We start from the raw sequence: 13,280 nt of genomic DNA, 5'->3' as shown, positions 1-13,280 counted from the left end.
CGGGCGAGGATGACGAGGTGCACCTCGCCCCCTTCCGGCAAGTCCTGATGCTGCCCCGAGTACGTCCGCTGGCGCTGTTGATGTTCTTCGCGCGGATGCCTCCCGCGGCGACGGGTGTGGTCCTCACCCTGCACGTCGCGGTCACGCTCGGCCAGGGCTACGGCGCGGCGGGGCTGGTCGGGGCGGCGGGCACGATCGGCATGGGGCTGGGCTCGCCGCTGATGGGCAGGCTGATCGACGAGCGCGGCCTGCGCCCGGTGCTGGCCGTCAGCGTCACGGCGTCGGCCGCGTTCTGGCTCGGCGCGCCGTTGATGGGCTACTGGACGTTGCTGGTGACGTCGTTCCTGGTCGGTTTGCTGGGCGTGCCGATGATGCCGATCGGCCGCCAGGTGATCACCGCGCTGGTGCCCGAGAGCAGGCGCCGGGTCGCGCTGTCGGTCGACTCGATCTCGGTCGAGCTGTCGTTCATGGCCGGTCCGGCGCTGGGCGTGTTCGTCGCGACGAAGTTCTCCACGAACGCGGCCCTGATGTTCATCGGCTTCACGATCCTGGCAGCGGGTGTGCTGCTGTACCGGGTGAACCCGCCGACGGTCCACCAGGACGAGGTACTGGACGGACCCAAGCCGCGGCTCGTCGAGTGGATGCGCGGGCGTCTGTTCGGTGTGCTGGTCGTGTGTGTGGGAGCGACCGTGTGTCTGGCGGGCATGGAGGTCGCGGCGGTCGCGTCACTCGAACGCATCGGCATGCAGAGCTGGCTCGGCGTGGTGTTCTTCGCGATGTGCGCGGCGTCCATCGTGGGCGGTCTGGTCTACGGAAGTCTGCGACGGGTGCCCAGCGTGCTGGTGCTGCTCGTGCTCCTCGCGGCGCTGGAGATCCCGGTCGGTCTGGGCGACGGCAACGTGCTGCTGCTGTGCGTGCTCCTCGTGCCGATGAACCTCATGTGCGCGCCGCTGATCGCGGCGTCCGGTGAGCACATCAGCAGGCTCGCGCCGCCTGCCGCCCGCGGTCTCGCGCTCGGTCTGCAGGGTTCGGCGTTCACCGTCGGCAAGGCGATCGGCGCCCCGATCGCCGGTGTGGCGATCGACAGCGGCGGTGCCTCCGCGGGGTTCGCCGTCGCGGGGGTGACCGGGCTGGTGGTCGCGGGGGTCGCCTGGGCGCTCGCGCGGCACCGCAAACCGGTTGCCAGCCGGGTGACGATGGCATCGTGAACCTCACCCCCTTCAGAACCGTCCTGGCGCTGCCGGGGGTCCGGTCGCTGATGTTGCTCATGCTCTTCGCCCGGATTCCCCCGACGGCCGCGGGCGTCACCGTGACGCTGCACGTGGTCACCACGCTCGACAAGGGCTACACGGCCGCCGGGACGGTCGGCTTCGCGACGATGATCGGTCTCGGTCTCGGGTCGCCGTTGATGGGCAAGCTCGTCGACAGCAAGGGCCTGCGGTTCGTGCTGGCGCTGAGCGTCCTCGAAGGACTGTTCTGGGTCACGGCGCCGTTGATGGACTACTACGTGCTGCTCGTGCTGGCGTTCGCCAACGGGCTGGTGGCCGTGCCGATGATGTCGATCGGGCGGCAGGCGCTGACCGCGCTCGTGCCCGTGCCGCAACGACGCCCGGCGTTCTCGCTGGACTCGATCTCCGTCGAGCTGTCCTTCATGGTCGGACCCGCGGCGGGCGTCCTGCTCGCCACGAAGTTCTCCACCGGGACGGCGCTGGTCACGATCGGCGTCGCGATCCTGGCGGCGAGCGCCGCGCTGTTCATCGTGAACCCGGGGCTGGTGCACGAGGACGAGGACGTCTCCGGACCGCAGCCGCGCGTGCGGGAGTGGCTGCGCGGGCCGGTGCTGGCGGCGTTGATCATCCCGTTCGGGGCGACGATGGTGCTGTCCGGCATGGAGCTCGCGGCGATCGCCTCGCTGGAGAAGGCGGGCAAGCAGGGCTGGCTCGGCCTGATCTTCGTGGTGATGTGCGCCGCGTCGGCCCTCGGCGGGCTCGTCTACGGCAGCCTGCGGCGGGTGCCCGGTGGCGTGGTCCTGCTGACCTGCATGGCGTTGCTGGTGATCCCGGTCGGCCTCGGGGACGGCAGCGTGGCGCTGCTCGCCCTCGCGCTGGTCCCGATGAACCTCGTGTGCGCGCCGACCATCACCGCGTCGACCGAGCTGATCAGCAGGCACGCGCCCGCCGCCGCCCGCGGTCTCGCGCTCGGCCTGCAAGGCTCGGCGTTCACGTTCGGTGTCGCGGTGGGCCAGCCGCTCACGGGGTTCGCCGTCGACAACAGCGGACCTCCGCTCGGGTTCGTCGCCGCCGGGCTCGCCGGGCTCGTGATCGCCGGTCTGGGCTGGACGTTCAGCCGGCAGCGTCAGGCGGTCCCGGTCACGTCCTGAGCCGAGTTCGCCAGCGCGAGGCCGGTCCGCAGCGCCCCGACGGCCTCGGACACGGCCTCGCGGAAGATCCCGCCGACCCCGAGCACGTTCGCGAAGCCGTGGAACAGGCCCTCGTGCCTGCGCAGCACGACCGGCACGCCCTCGGCGGCCAGCCGGTGGGCGAACGCCTCGCCCTCGTCGCGCAACGGGTCGTAGCCCGCGGTCGCGACGTACGTCGGCGGCAGGTTCGACAGGTCCTCGGCCAGCATGATCGACAGCCGCGGGTCGTGCCGGTCCTTGCCACCGGCGGTGTACTGGTCGAGGAACCAGTCCATCTTCTCGTCGGTGAGGAAGAACCCGTTGCCGAAGATCTCGCGCGACCGGCGGCGCACCGACGCGTCCACGCCGGGGTAGAAGAGCAGCAGGAACGCGAGGCCGACCTCGGCGCCGTGCGCGGTCACCGCGGCCAGGTTGCCACCCGCGCTGTCGCCGCCGAGCGCGATCCGCTTCGGGTCGATGCCCAGCTCGTCCGCCTTCGCGACGGCGAAGCGCAGCACCTCGGCGGCGTCGTCGGCCGCGGCGGGGAACGGCGCCTCCGGCGCGAGCCGGTAGTCGGCGGCCAGCACCCGCACGACCGCCTCCCTGGCGAGGAACCGGCACAGGTTGTCGTGGCTGTCCAGGCTGCCGGTGACCCACCCGCCACCGTGGTAGAAGATCAGCAGCGCCGAGCCGGGGGCGAGGCCGTCCGGCGTGTAGAGACGGCCGGCGAACTCCCCGATCGAGAGGTCGCGGGCACCCACCCCGGTGATCTTCGGGCCCGCCACGAGCTTCGAACTCAACTCCAGGTCGAGGCGGCTCTCGGAAGCTGTCCTCGTGCGCCAGCCCGTTCCCGACAGCTCCTGCAGCCGGAGCAGCAGCTGCGCCTCGGGGTGCAGGTCCTGGCCGTCCAGGCGGATGGGCGTGCCGGCGATCAGGCGGCGCACGGGACCGGGAAGACCGAACGCGAAGCGCAGGGCGCGGGCCAGCACGGCCGCCTGGAAGTTCGACATGTGGTGCAGGTTACTCGCGAGTAGTGCTGGATCTCCAGATAGCTGGAGGTGGAAGGATCGGCGTCATGACGGTGACGGTGGTGGGCATCGGCGGCTCGATCAGGCCCGACTCGCAGTCCGAGCGGGCGCTGCGCGTGGCCCTGTCGGGCGCGCGTGAGCTCGGTGCGCGGACGATCCAGTACAGCGGCCCCGACCTGGTGCTCCCGTTCTACGACCCGTCCGTGCCCGACCGCACGGACGTCGCGATGAAGATGGTCGAGGACCTGCGCGGGGCCGACGGCGTGATCGTCGTGTCGCCCGGCTACCACGGCACCGTCTCCGGCCTGGTCAAGAACGCCCTCGACTACATCGAGGACCTGCGCGACGACGAACGCCCGTACCTCGACGGCCGCGCCATCGGCACGATCACCGCCGCGTACGGCTGGCAGGCCGCGGTGAACACGCTCGCGGCCGTCCGCTCGATCGTGCACGCCCTGCGCGGCTGGCCGACCCCGCTCGGCGCCGCGATCAACTCCGCCCAGGTCAAGTTCGACGGCGACGGCGGCTGCTCGGACAGCGACGTCGACCGCAACCTGCGCACGATCGGCCGCCAGGTCGTCGAGTTCGCCCAGAGCCAGGGCTCGCGCTAGGGGTCTCCCACCCGAACGCGTGAACTGGCTCACGCTCGGGCATTTAAATCGCGCACGATTCGTTCTCCTGGGTGAAGGTCATTCACCGACACCAGGGAGAGCGGAATGGAAACGCTGTACACGGCCGAGGCGACTGCTTACGGCGAAGGCCGCAACGGCGAGGTGCGCTCGTCCGACGGTGTGATCGACGAGGTCCTGTCGGTCCCGAAGGAGATGGGCGGCCCCGGCGGCGACGCGACCAACCCGGAGCAGCTCTTCGCGGCCGGGTACTCGGCGTGCTTCAACTCCGCCCTCGCCGCCGTCGCGCGCGCGGGGAAGGTTCAAGTTGCGTCTTCCGAGGTAACCGCCAAGGTGGGTATCGGACCCAACGGTGCAGGCGGCTTCCAGCTCGCCGTCGAACTCGCGGTGAAGATCCCAGGACTCGACCAGGCGGTCGCGGAGAAGCTCGTCGAGCAGGCCCACCAGGTCTGCCCGTACTCCAACGCGACGCGCGGCAACATCGAGGTGGCGCTCAGCGTCACCGTGTAGGGAGGCGCGTTCACCATGGCCAAGTACCCGATCACCAGCCCGCTGGCCGACGAGGACCGAGACGCGGTCGGAGCCGTGCTGCAGGCGACCCTGGTCGACCTGGTCGACCTGTCCCTGATCGGGAAGCAGGCGCACTGGAACGTGATCGGCAAGAACTTCCGCAGCGTCCACCTGCAGCTCGACGAGCTGGTCGTCCTGGCGCGCAACGGCGCGGACCAGGTGGCCGAGCGAGCGGCCGCGATCGGCGTCACGCCGAACGGCACGGCGAAGACCATCGCCGCGTCGTCCGGCGTGCCCGAGATCGAGACCGGCTGGCTCAAGGAGGACGAGGTCGTCAAGTCGATCACGACGTCGCTGGCGTCGCTCATCGCCCGCATGCGCACGCGCATCGAGGAGACCGACAAGCACGACCTGGTCACCCAGGACCTGCTCATCGGCATCACGCAGGAGCTGGAGCAGTCGCACTGGATGTGGCAGGCGCAGTCGGCCTGACGCCGGGAAGACACGAAAGGCCCGCCCCACGAGGGGCGGGCCTTCGTCGCTGTACCGGGTGAATTCGCCCCGGATTCCCGGCCGGGCGTGAGTGATCTCGTTATGGTTCCGGTTGGGGGACCTGGGGGAATGAGTTCGGATCGCGGTGTCGCGCCGCCGTTCGCAGCAGTGAGTCACGCGATGTCTGGGGACCCCTGTGTCTTTTCGAAGATTCAGGAGGAGTCGTGCACAAGATTGTTCTGGGGGCGGTCGCCGCGGCGGCCGTGATGTCAGTGGTTCCGGCGGCCTCGGCTTCCGAGGTGGCCGCTTCCGACAGGACCGCGTCCGCGGTGACCGTGCGGGCGGCGACCCTGCCGTTCACCTTCACGTTCGACTTCGAGACCACGCTCAGGTCTCGCAACTTCTCGCCGCCCGCCTCCGGCCGGGCCTGCGTGACGCTGCGCGGCACGGGGAGCACCGACCCCGGCTGGCGAGGCAAGGAAATCCTGGTCGAGATGTGGGACGCGGACGGAATCGACGAACGGGTCGGTCCGCGGGTCCGGTACCGGCTGGACGGCACCGACAAGGTCTTCTGCTGGGAGGCGCTCGTGCAGAACCACGAGCATTACCTCCTGCTCGTGAAGGAGTGGGGCCCGTCCCGCGTCTACGGGGAGGGCAGGGTCTGGGCCGGCTGACCGACCGTGACAGCGCCGGAACCCGCGAGGGTCCGGCGCTGTCACGCGCGGAACTACCTCGCGAGGTGGCGGCGGGCGAAGTCGATCTCCGCCGCCGTCTGCCTGATCGTCTCGGCGACGACCAGCGAGCCGTGTCCCGCGTCGTAGCGGTACATCTCGTAGGTGTGGCCGCGGGCCGCGAGCGCGTCGAGGTAGTTGTCGATCTGCCGGATCGGGCAGCGCGGGTCGTTCTCGCCCGCGAGGATCAGCACCGGCGCCGTGACCTGGTCGACGTACGTGAGCGGCGAGCACTCCCGGTACAGCTCCGGCAGCTCCTCCGGTGAGCCGCCGAACAGCGCCCGGTCGAACGCGCGCAGCGGCTCCATCTCGTCCTCGTAGGCGGCGAGGTAGTCCGCCACCGGCACGCCCGCGATGCCGACGGCCCAGCGGTCCGGCTGCGTGCCGATGCCGAGCAGCGTCAGGTAGCCGCCCCACGACGCGCCGTTCAGCACGGACTTCGAGGGGTCGGTGAGACCGGACGAGACCGCCCAGTCGTGCACGGCGGCGATGTCCTCCAGCTCGACCAGGCCCGGCCTGCCCTCGATGGCGTCACGCCACTTCGAGCCGTAGCCGCTGGAACCGCGGTAGTTGACGTGCACCGTGGCGAACCCGGCGTCCAGCCACACCGCGCGGTAGGCGGAGAAGCGGTCCTCGTCGGAGGAGTGCGGGCCGCCGTGGATGAGGAAGACCGTCGGGAACGGACCCTCGCCCTCGGGCTTGGAGACGAGCGCGTGCACGTCGCCGACGAACACGTCCTCCAGCTTGCGCGACGACGCCGGCTTCGCGCCCTGCGGCTCGACCAGCACGCTCTCCGTGCCGTCGGTGGCCAGCGCGCGGATCACCGTGGACTTCTCGGCCGACGACCACGAGTACTCGATCGTCCCGTCCGGCCGCACGCCCGCCGAGCCGATCACGCCGGGAGCGGTGTCCAGAGTGGACAGTTCGCCGGTTGTGAGGTCGTAGCGGTGCACGGTGTTGCGGGCGTGGTGGGTGTGCACGATCAGCAACGCCGACGCGTCCGGGTACCAGTCGGCGGCGACCTCGCCCGGCAGGTCGAGGACGATCTCGGTCTCGGTGTCCGCGGCGACGTCCCAGATCAGCAGCTCCTCGCGGCCTCGGCGCTCGTGCAGCACCAGCAGCCGCTGGTCACCGCGCACCGGGCTGAACGAGATGGCGTCGAGCCCCTTGCCCTTGCCGTCCCACTTCTCCGCGACCTTCTCGCCGGTGGCGGCGTCGAGCACGCGCAACGCCATGTGCCGGTTGTCGCCGTGCTCGGAGTGCGCGATCACGACCAGCGACTCGTCCTTCGCCATCGCGGCCACACCGGCGTCGTTGACGTGCTGGTAGATCACCTCGGACCGGCCCTCGCGGGACAGCCACACCGTCGTGCCGTCGTCGGTGGACGCGGCCACGGCGGTGACGTTCGGCCCGATCTCCAGACCGGCCGGGTAGCCGGGCGTCACGCCGGGGAGCGCGGGCTCGGCCTTGCTGCCGTCGGGGGTGAACGGCTCACGCACCCAGACGCCGAACTCGTCGCCGTCGTGGTCGTCGAACCACCAGATCTCGGTGCCGTCGGGGTTCAGCGTGCCGTGCGAGGTGCCGTTCGGCCGGTCGGTGACGCGGCGGTGCTCACCCGTCGCGCGGTCCCAGGTGTAGATCTCCCAGACGCCGCTCGCGTTGGAGACGTAGAGCGTGCGGTCCGGTGCGTCGTCGGCCCAGCCCGGCAGGCTCATCCGGGGAGCGGTGAACCGCTCGCGCCACCGGGTCTCGGCGGCGGGGTCGTCGAAGAGCTGTTCCGGAACGGTGGGAGAAGGGTGCGTCGTCACAACCCCAACCCTAGGTCCTCACCAGGAGGAATGAGTTGCCGTGCACCACGGTCGCGGGTTTAACGTTGACGCATGTCCGAAACGATGGGCCGCCTCGCGGAGGCGACCACGTTGGAGGAAGTGCAACGGATCGTCCGCACGACGGCCCGTGTGTCGCTCGCGGCCCACGGCGCGACGTTGGTGCTGCTGGACGGTGAACTCTGCTACTACGCCGACGAGGACTCGATGAGCCCGTTGTGGAAGGGGCAGCGCTTCCCGGCGGTGAACTGCATCAGCGGCTGGGCGATGATCCACCGGCAGACGGTGGCGATCAGGGACATCAGGTTCGACGCGCGCATCCCGCAGGAGGCGTACCGCCCGACTTTCGTGCGGAGCCTCGTGATGGCTCCGATCCTGCGGCCGGAACCACTCGGCGCGATCGGGTGCTACTGGGCCGTTCCGCACACCGCCACCCCGGCCGAGACCCAGACGCTGGAATCACTGGCACTGGCGGCAGGCGAGGCGCTCGAACGCTTCCCCGAGGGCCTGCCCGCACGGGGCTTCTTCGGCTGCGAACGGCCGGCGGGCGCTTAGCGCCGGTGCAGTTCCTCGTCGAAGATCTGGTCGACCTTCTCCGACGCCCTGGACAGCGACCTGACGGCGAACGCGACGACGACGATCGCGGCGGCGACACCGGCAGCGACCCAGACCGACGTGAGCAGGTAGACGATCGCGACGACCTGCAACACGACGACGATCTTGGCCGCTGTCCCTATCCACTGCCTCTGAGCTGGGATTACAGCGCGGGTGGAGTCCATCACAAGCTTCTCCCGGTCGTTCAACGAGGGCTGAACCACTGCCTTCGTCGTTTGGATCAAGACAGCCGTTACCTTCCGTGACTTACGGGCCCGACCTTCACTCGTAAGGGTTAGTGGGCCGTCGTCGCCGACATTGTTCGGAGCAGGATGATGGCCCTGCGTCCTGCAAACACGGTGAAGTCTGCGGCTGCCCGTGTCGAGACGCATCACACGATCGGGTGGGTTCGTGAGGAGTTCTTCTCACGAGTCGAGGACCTTCGCCTCTGTCGTCCACCTGGTCCAGGACTCCTCAGCGAAGGCTCTGCACATCTCTTCCGGGGAAACCCTCAGCGCTACCTTGGAACTCAACATCCTCATCGGATGCGAGCCCAGTTCGGCCACAGGGCGCATCGGTGAGGGCACATCCGGCGATGAGGTGGACCTGTGGTGACCTCGAACTTTCCCGATCCTGCGCACACCACGACCGGGCAGCGCATCAAGTCGGCGCGTGAACGCGTCGGCATGTCACGCCCAGTCCTCGGCGGCCTGGTCGACAGGAGCGCGGAGTGGGTGAAGGCGGTCGAGAACGGCCGTCTGCAAGCGCCACGCCTGCCGATGCTGCTCCGTATCGCGCATGCCCTCGGTGTGCAGGACCTCGCTGACTTCACCGGAGACGGCCACGCCGTGCCGGTCTCCGTGTTCGCGGGCGAGCGACACATGGCTCTCACCGCCGTGCAGGCCGCGCTGACTGACTACCGCCTGCCGGGCGAGGTCCCGCCGCCCGACGTCACGCATCTCGTGGTTCGTCTTGAGCAGGCTTGGCAGGTCCGGCACGCGAGTCCTGATCACCGCACACAGCTGGGTCTGCTCCTCCCTGACCTGATCCGGGATGCTCAGCGCGCAGTGCGTGTGATCCGTGGCGAGGAACGTCGAGATGCCCGGCGGGTGCTCGCCGGGGTGTACCGGCTCGCCGACTTCTACTGCGCGTACCAACCTGCCCCGGAGTTGGTGTGGCTCGTCACCGACAGGGCGATGCACGAGGCGATGGAGGCTGATGACCCGCTTGCGATCGCCGGGGGTGCTTGGGCGAAGGTCCAGGTGTTGCGTGACGCCGGCCGCTGGGATGAAGCGCTGGACGTCGCTGCTTTCGGTGCCCGGGAAATCGAGCCCTACCTCCACAGCGGCGACGACTGGCGAGGCATGTGGGGCGCGTTGCAAGCCGAGGTCGCCTACGTGCATGCTCGCCGCGGCAGGTACGGGCAGTCCTGGGAAGCATGGGGACTCGCGGATCGGGTCGCTCGGGAACTCCCGGTGGGCTACCGGCACACGCAATCGTCGTTCAGCCGTCCTGTGATGTCGGCGCACGCCACGACGCTTGGTGTGGAGTTGCGACGCCCGGCGGAGGCACTGCGCTCGGCCGACCAGATCAACCCGGACACCATCGCGTCCGTGCCGCGTCGTGCCAGGCACCTCATCGAGGTGGCGCGTGCACACGACCAACGCGGCGAACGGCACGCGGTCTGGGCGCTGCTCCACCATTCCGAGCGCACCGCCCCCGAGACGATCAAGTACAACGGGTTCGCGCGGGACATGCTGCTCGGCCTGCGCAGGAACCCGCCGACCGGATTGCGGCAGGACGTCCACGAACTGTGTGAGCGAGTGGGCATCGCGGCTTGACCTGATCAGGTGGGGGGACGCGTTGTACCCCATGGCATGTTGCGGCCGTCTTATGTTTCCGACATGCGGTCGATTTCCAGTGAGTTCCTGCCTATCGCGGATCCGAGCGATCCCGACGCGCCTGGTTCACGGCTTGCCTCGCCTGGCCGCATCGTCGCGCCATATGTCACTGCGAAAGACTCCGAACAGGACCTGACGTGCAGTCTGGTCCTGCGACCTGACGGTCTTGGCGTCGGATATGCCAACGAGCTTCCGGGTGATCGGGATGCTCAGGGCGTTCTGTGGCGGAAAGTCGTGGAACGCCGAGACGAGGGCAAGCCGGAGTTCAGCAAAGTGCACCCGGCGCGGCAGCGTCGGGCCATGAGCGAGCTTCTGTGCCAGGTGTGCGCGGGACCGGCAGACCAGACGGCGGATGGTGTCCTTTGGCTGATGCGCGACTACCGAGGAGATTGGCCGCGCTGGCCCGAAGGCATGGCTTCGGTGGAACCGCCCATCTGCGCTCAGTGCGTCGCGATCTCGTTGCGGCGGTGCCCGGCGCTTCAGCGCGGTGCCGTGGCAATTCGAGCTCGAACGTTCGCGGTTGCGGGCGTGTCGGGCATTCTCCACCGGCCAGGCACATTCGCGCCAGTTCCAGTCGAGGCCATCCAACTCTCCTACGGTGACCCTAGAACTCGGTGGATGGTCGCCGTGGCGCTGATCCGTGAACTGAGGGGATGTAGCTTCGTTTCATTCGACCAGTTGCGCCACGCGTAGTACCGATGAGTGCGTGTGTCCCGGTCTGAGCGGCGGGTCGTGGAGTCGTTCTCCTCAATCTGGACCGGCCCTCGAACACAAATCGGCCCCTGTCTTGTGGACAGGGGCCGATCTGCGACTAACTCAATCGGGGTGACAGGATTTGAACCTGCGACCTCTTCGTCCCGAACGAAGCGCGCTACCAAGCTGCGCCACACCCCGGCTGGGAACGAGTAGAACTCTACATCATGTCCGCCCCAGCTCCGAATCGGACCCCCTCATTTCGGCCCTGACCAGGCGCGACGGGCCTCGGGACCAGGGTCAGCAGGGACGCCTCCGGAGGGCAGCAGAACCGCACCGGCGCATACGGGGAAGTGCCGAGTCCGGCGGACACGTTCATCCACATGTGCGAGCCCCACCGGGACACGCCGCGGGCGCGTGAGCGGTCCAGTTCGCAGTTCGTCACGAGGGCGCCGTAGAACGGCACGCGCAGCTGGCCGCCGTGGGTGTGGCCGGCCATCACGAAGTCGTAGCCGTCGGCGGCGAACGGGTCGAGCACGCGGGGTTCCGGGGAGTGAGTTACTCCCAGGCGCAGCACGGCGGACGGGTCCGGGGTGCCCGCGATGTCGGCGTAGCGGTCGCGCTTGAGGTGTGGGTCGTCGAGGCCCGCGCAGAAGATCTCCTGGCCGTTGACCTTGATGGTCTTGCGCAGGTGCGTGAGGTCTTCCCAGCCGCGTTCGACCATGCCCGCGCGGAGGTCGCGCCACGGCAGCGTCACGCCGTGGATGCGCTTGGTCTTGGACGACGGCAGCAGGTAGCGCGCCGGGTTCTTCGGCTTGGGCGCGTAGTAGTCGTTGCTGCCGAAGACGAACACGCCCGGCTTGTCGAGCAACGGGTTGAGCGCTCGCAGCACGCCGGGGACTGCGTCCTTGTGCGCGAGGTTGTCGCCGGTGTTGACGACGAAGTCCGGGTCCAGGTCGGCTAGGGCAGCCACCCAGCGCTGCTTCGACACCTGGTTGGGCGTCATGTGCAGGTCCGAGATGTGCAGGACGCGGATCGGCTTGGCGCCGGGGGAGAGGACGGGCACCGTGGCTGTGCGCAGGGTCCAGTGCCTCCGCTCGATTCCCGCCGCGTACGCGATGGTCGCGGTGCCGATTGCGGTCGTGGCGAGGAGGGCTCGGCCGAGCTTGTTCACGCGTCAAGGGTACGGAAGCGGGATAACTCGATCGGCGCGGCATCCGGCGGGCGGTACCGTTCCGACTCATGGCGGAGTTGAAGACGCGGCTGCAGAACGACCTGACTGCGGCCATGAAGGCCCGGGAGACGGTCACGGCGGGTGCGCTGCGGATGGCGCTCACGGCGATCACCAACGAGGAGGTCGCGGGCGAGCAGGCGCGCGAGCTGAGTGACGACGAGGTCGTGAAGGTCCTCACGCGCGAGGCGAAGAAGCGCAAGGAGGCCGCCGAGGCGTTCGACGGTGCCGGCCGGACCGAGAAGGCCGAGCTGGAGCGCCAGGAGCTCGCCGTGCTGAAGACCTACCTGCCGGCGCAGCTGGACGACGCCGAGCTGGCGTCCATTGTGGACAAGGCCGTCGCCGCCGTCGAGGCGCAGCTCGGCGAGAAGCCGGGGCCCAAGCAGATGGGCCAGGTCATGAAGGCCGTCAACGCCGAGGTGGCCGGGCGCGCCGAGGGTGGCCGTGTCGCCGCCGCGGTGAAGTCCAGGCTCGCCGGCTGAGAACGTCGTGCCGCAGCGGTTTCCGGACCGCTGCGGCACAACCGATCGTCAGAAAGCCTTGTCGACCGCGTCCGCGAACTCGCCCATCGAGGCGAACTCCAGGTCGTAGCCGAACTCCTCGGACGGCTGCGGTGTCGCACCCCAGCCCGGCCGGTTCTTCCTGCGGTTGATCCACACCGACCGCAGCCCCTCCCGCTTCGCCGGAACGTGGTCGTGGAACAGGCTTTGCGCCACGTGCAGCAACCGTGAGCGCTCCACGCCCAGCTCGGCGAGCTTCGCGTCCAGGGCGCGGAAGTGGTTCTCCGCGGGCTTGTACCCGCCGACGTCCTCCGCGGTGATGATCGCCGCGAAGTCCCCGCGCAGCTGCCGGTTGCTGCCCGCGAACCCGGCACGGTGCACATTGGACACAATGATCAGCCGGTAGCGAGAAGCCAGGCGTGCCAACGCTTCCGCGGAGTCGGGGAACGCGGGCCAGTCCGGCACCGAGTCGCCCAGCCGCCGCGCCTGCTCGTCGCTCACCGGACGTCCGAGCGCCTCGCCCGTCCGCCGGAACGACTCCGCCAGCACCTCCGGGTACAGCGGTGCCGGCGTCGACGCCGCGACCGCCGCCTCCTGGTCCGCGTAGGCCCGCAGCAGCTCTTCCTCGGTGATCTCCAGCCCCGACTCCCGTGCCCACGGCGTGAGCACGGCGGAGATGCCGGTCTCCCAGTCGATGAGCGTGCCGTAGCAGTCGAAGCTGAGCGCCTGGAACTTCGTCAGGTCCAT

General features: G+C 69.3%; 15 protein-coding genes and 1 tRNA gene. 9 read left to right on the top strand and 7 right to left on the bottom strand.

Features of this window, described 5'->3' with window-relative positions; genetic code table 11:
* Positions 1-17 precede the first annotated feature (17 nt).
* Together BLT23_RS34685 and BLT23_RS34680 are read left to right on the top strand one after the other, a co-directional pair.
* On the top strand, positions 18-1,208 hold the full coding sequence (locus BLT23_RS34685) for an MFS transporter (RefSeq protein WP_090057948.1): 1,191 nt from the start codon (positions 18-20) through the stop codon (positions 1,206-1,208).
* Positions 1,205-2,380 (top strand): MFS transporter, encoded by a 1,176-nt coding sequence (locus BLT23_RS34680; protein ID WP_090057943.1) that lies wholly within the window; start codon positions 1,205-1,207, stop codon positions 2,378-2,380. Before BLT23_RS34685 ends, BLT23_RS34680 begins: the two co-directional genes overlap by 4 nt.
* Here BLT23_RS34680 and BLT23_RS34675 read toward each other — a convergent pair.
* Positions 2,356-3,408: an alpha/beta hydrolase gene (locus BLT23_RS34675; RefSeq protein ID WP_090057939.1), complete on the bottom strand. Its 1,053-nt coding sequence runs from the start codon at positions 3,406-3,408 to the stop codon at positions 2,356-2,358. The two genes, BLT23_RS34680 and BLT23_RS34675, sit on opposite strands and share 25 nt — an antisense overlap.
* A 65-nt stretch (positions 3,409-3,473) precedes the next feature.
* Between BLT23_RS34675 and BLT23_RS34670 the strand changes: the two genes are divergently transcribed.
* From BLT23_RS34670 to BLT23_RS34655, 4 genes are all read left to right on the top strand, one after another.
* A complete protein-coding gene (locus tag BLT23_RS34670; protein ID WP_090057934.1) occupies positions 3,474-4,037 on the top strand; it encodes an NADPH-dependent FMN reductase in 564 nt (187 codons plus the stop codon).
* Positions 4,038-4,142: 105 nt separating this feature from the next.
* A complete protein-coding gene (locus BLT23_RS34665) occupies positions 4,143-4,565 on the top strand; it encodes an organic hydroperoxide resistance protein (RefSeq protein WP_090057929.1) in 423 nt (140 codons plus the stop codon).
* A 15-nt stretch (positions 4,566-4,580) separates the two neighbouring features.
* The gene (locus tag BLT23_RS34660) at positions 4,581-5,057 is read left to right on the top strand and encodes a Dps family protein (RefSeq protein ID WP_090057924.1); all 477 of its coding nucleotides are present in this window, start codon (positions 4,581-4,583) and stop codon (positions 5,055-5,057) included.
* Between the two features lie 224 nt (positions 5,058-5,281).
* Positions 5,282-5,731, top strand: coding sequence for a hypothetical protein (locus BLT23_RS34655; protein WP_090057921.1), 450 nt, complete (start codon positions 5,282-5,284; stop codon positions 5,729-5,731).
* 53 nt (positions 5,732-5,784) lie between these two features.
* Here BLT23_RS34655 and BLT23_RS34650 read toward each other — a convergent pair whose 3' ends face one another.
* Complete coding sequence (locus BLT23_RS34650; RefSeq protein ID WP_218133971.1) at positions 5,785-7,596, bottom strand: S9 family peptidase; 1,812 nt, start codon at positions 7,594-7,596, stop codon at positions 5,785-5,787.
* 72 nt (positions 7,597-7,668) lie between these two features.
* Between BLT23_RS34650 and BLT23_RS34645 the strand changes: the two genes are divergently transcribed.
* Positions 7,669-8,169: a GAF domain-containing protein gene (locus BLT23_RS34645; protein ID WP_090057917.1), complete on the top strand. Its 501-nt coding sequence runs from the start codon at positions 7,669-7,671 to the stop codon at positions 8,167-8,169.
* Here the strand turns inward: BLT23_RS34645 and BLT23_RS41125 are convergent.
* A complete protein-coding gene (locus tag BLT23_RS41125) occupies positions 8,166-8,324 on the bottom strand; it encodes a hypothetical protein (protein ID WP_176947062.1) in 159 nt (52 codons plus the stop codon). The two genes, BLT23_RS34645 and BLT23_RS41125, sit on opposite strands and share 4 nt — an antisense overlap.
* Positions 8,325-8,819: 495 nt before the next feature.
* On the opposite strand from BLT23_RS41125, the gene BLT23_RS34635 reads away from it, so the two are divergent.
* Positions 8,820-10,049: a helix-turn-helix domain-containing protein gene (locus BLT23_RS34635; RefSeq protein WP_281248935.1), complete on the top strand. Its 1,230-nt coding sequence runs from the start codon at positions 8,820-8,822 to the stop codon at positions 10,047-10,049.
* Positions 10,050-10,175: 126 nt separating this feature from the next.
* Here BLT23_RS34635 and BLT23_RS40325 read toward each other — a convergent pair whose 3' ends face one another.
* From BLT23_RS40325 to BLT23_RS34620, 3 genes are all read right to left on the bottom strand, one after another.
* Positions 10,176-10,697 (bottom strand): hypothetical protein, encoded by a 522-nt coding sequence (locus tag BLT23_RS40325; RefSeq protein ID WP_143036144.1) that lies wholly within the window; start codon positions 10,695-10,697, stop codon positions 10,176-10,178.
* A gap of 232 nt (positions 10,698-10,929) precedes the next feature.
* Positions 10,930-11,003, bottom strand: a tRNA-Pro gene (locus BLT23_RS34625).
* A 19-nt stretch (positions 11,004-11,022) separates the two neighbouring features.
* The gene (locus tag BLT23_RS34620; RefSeq protein ID WP_090057907.1) at positions 11,023-11,976 is read right to left on the bottom strand and encodes a metallophosphoesterase; all 954 of its coding nucleotides are present in this window, start codon (positions 11,974-11,976) and stop codon (positions 11,023-11,025) included.
* Positions 11,977-12,044: 68 nt separating this feature from the next.
* Between BLT23_RS34620 and BLT23_RS34615 the strand changes: the two genes are divergently transcribed.
* Positions 12,045-12,515 carry a GatB/YqeY domain-containing protein gene (locus BLT23_RS34615; RefSeq protein WP_090057905.1) on the top strand — a complete coding sequence of 157 codons (471 nt, stop codon included), beginning with the start codon at positions 12,045-12,047 and terminating at the stop codon, positions 12,513-12,515.
* Positions 12,516-12,563: 48 nt separating this feature from the next.
* On the opposite strand, the gene BLT23_RS34610 is transcribed toward BLT23_RS34615, so the two are convergent.
* Positions 12,564-13,280 carry an HAD-IA family hydrolase gene (locus BLT23_RS34610; protein WP_090057902.1) on the bottom strand — a complete coding sequence of 239 codons (717 nt, stop codon included), beginning with the start codon at positions 13,278-13,280 and terminating at the stop codon, positions 12,564-12,566.

The organism is Lentzea fradiae, from assembly GCF_900100955.1.
GTDB lineage: Bacteria > Actinomycetota > Actinomycetes > Mycobacteriales > Pseudonocardiaceae > Lentzea > Lentzea fradiae.
This window is presented reverse-complemented; position numbering and strand designations above follow the sequence as displayed.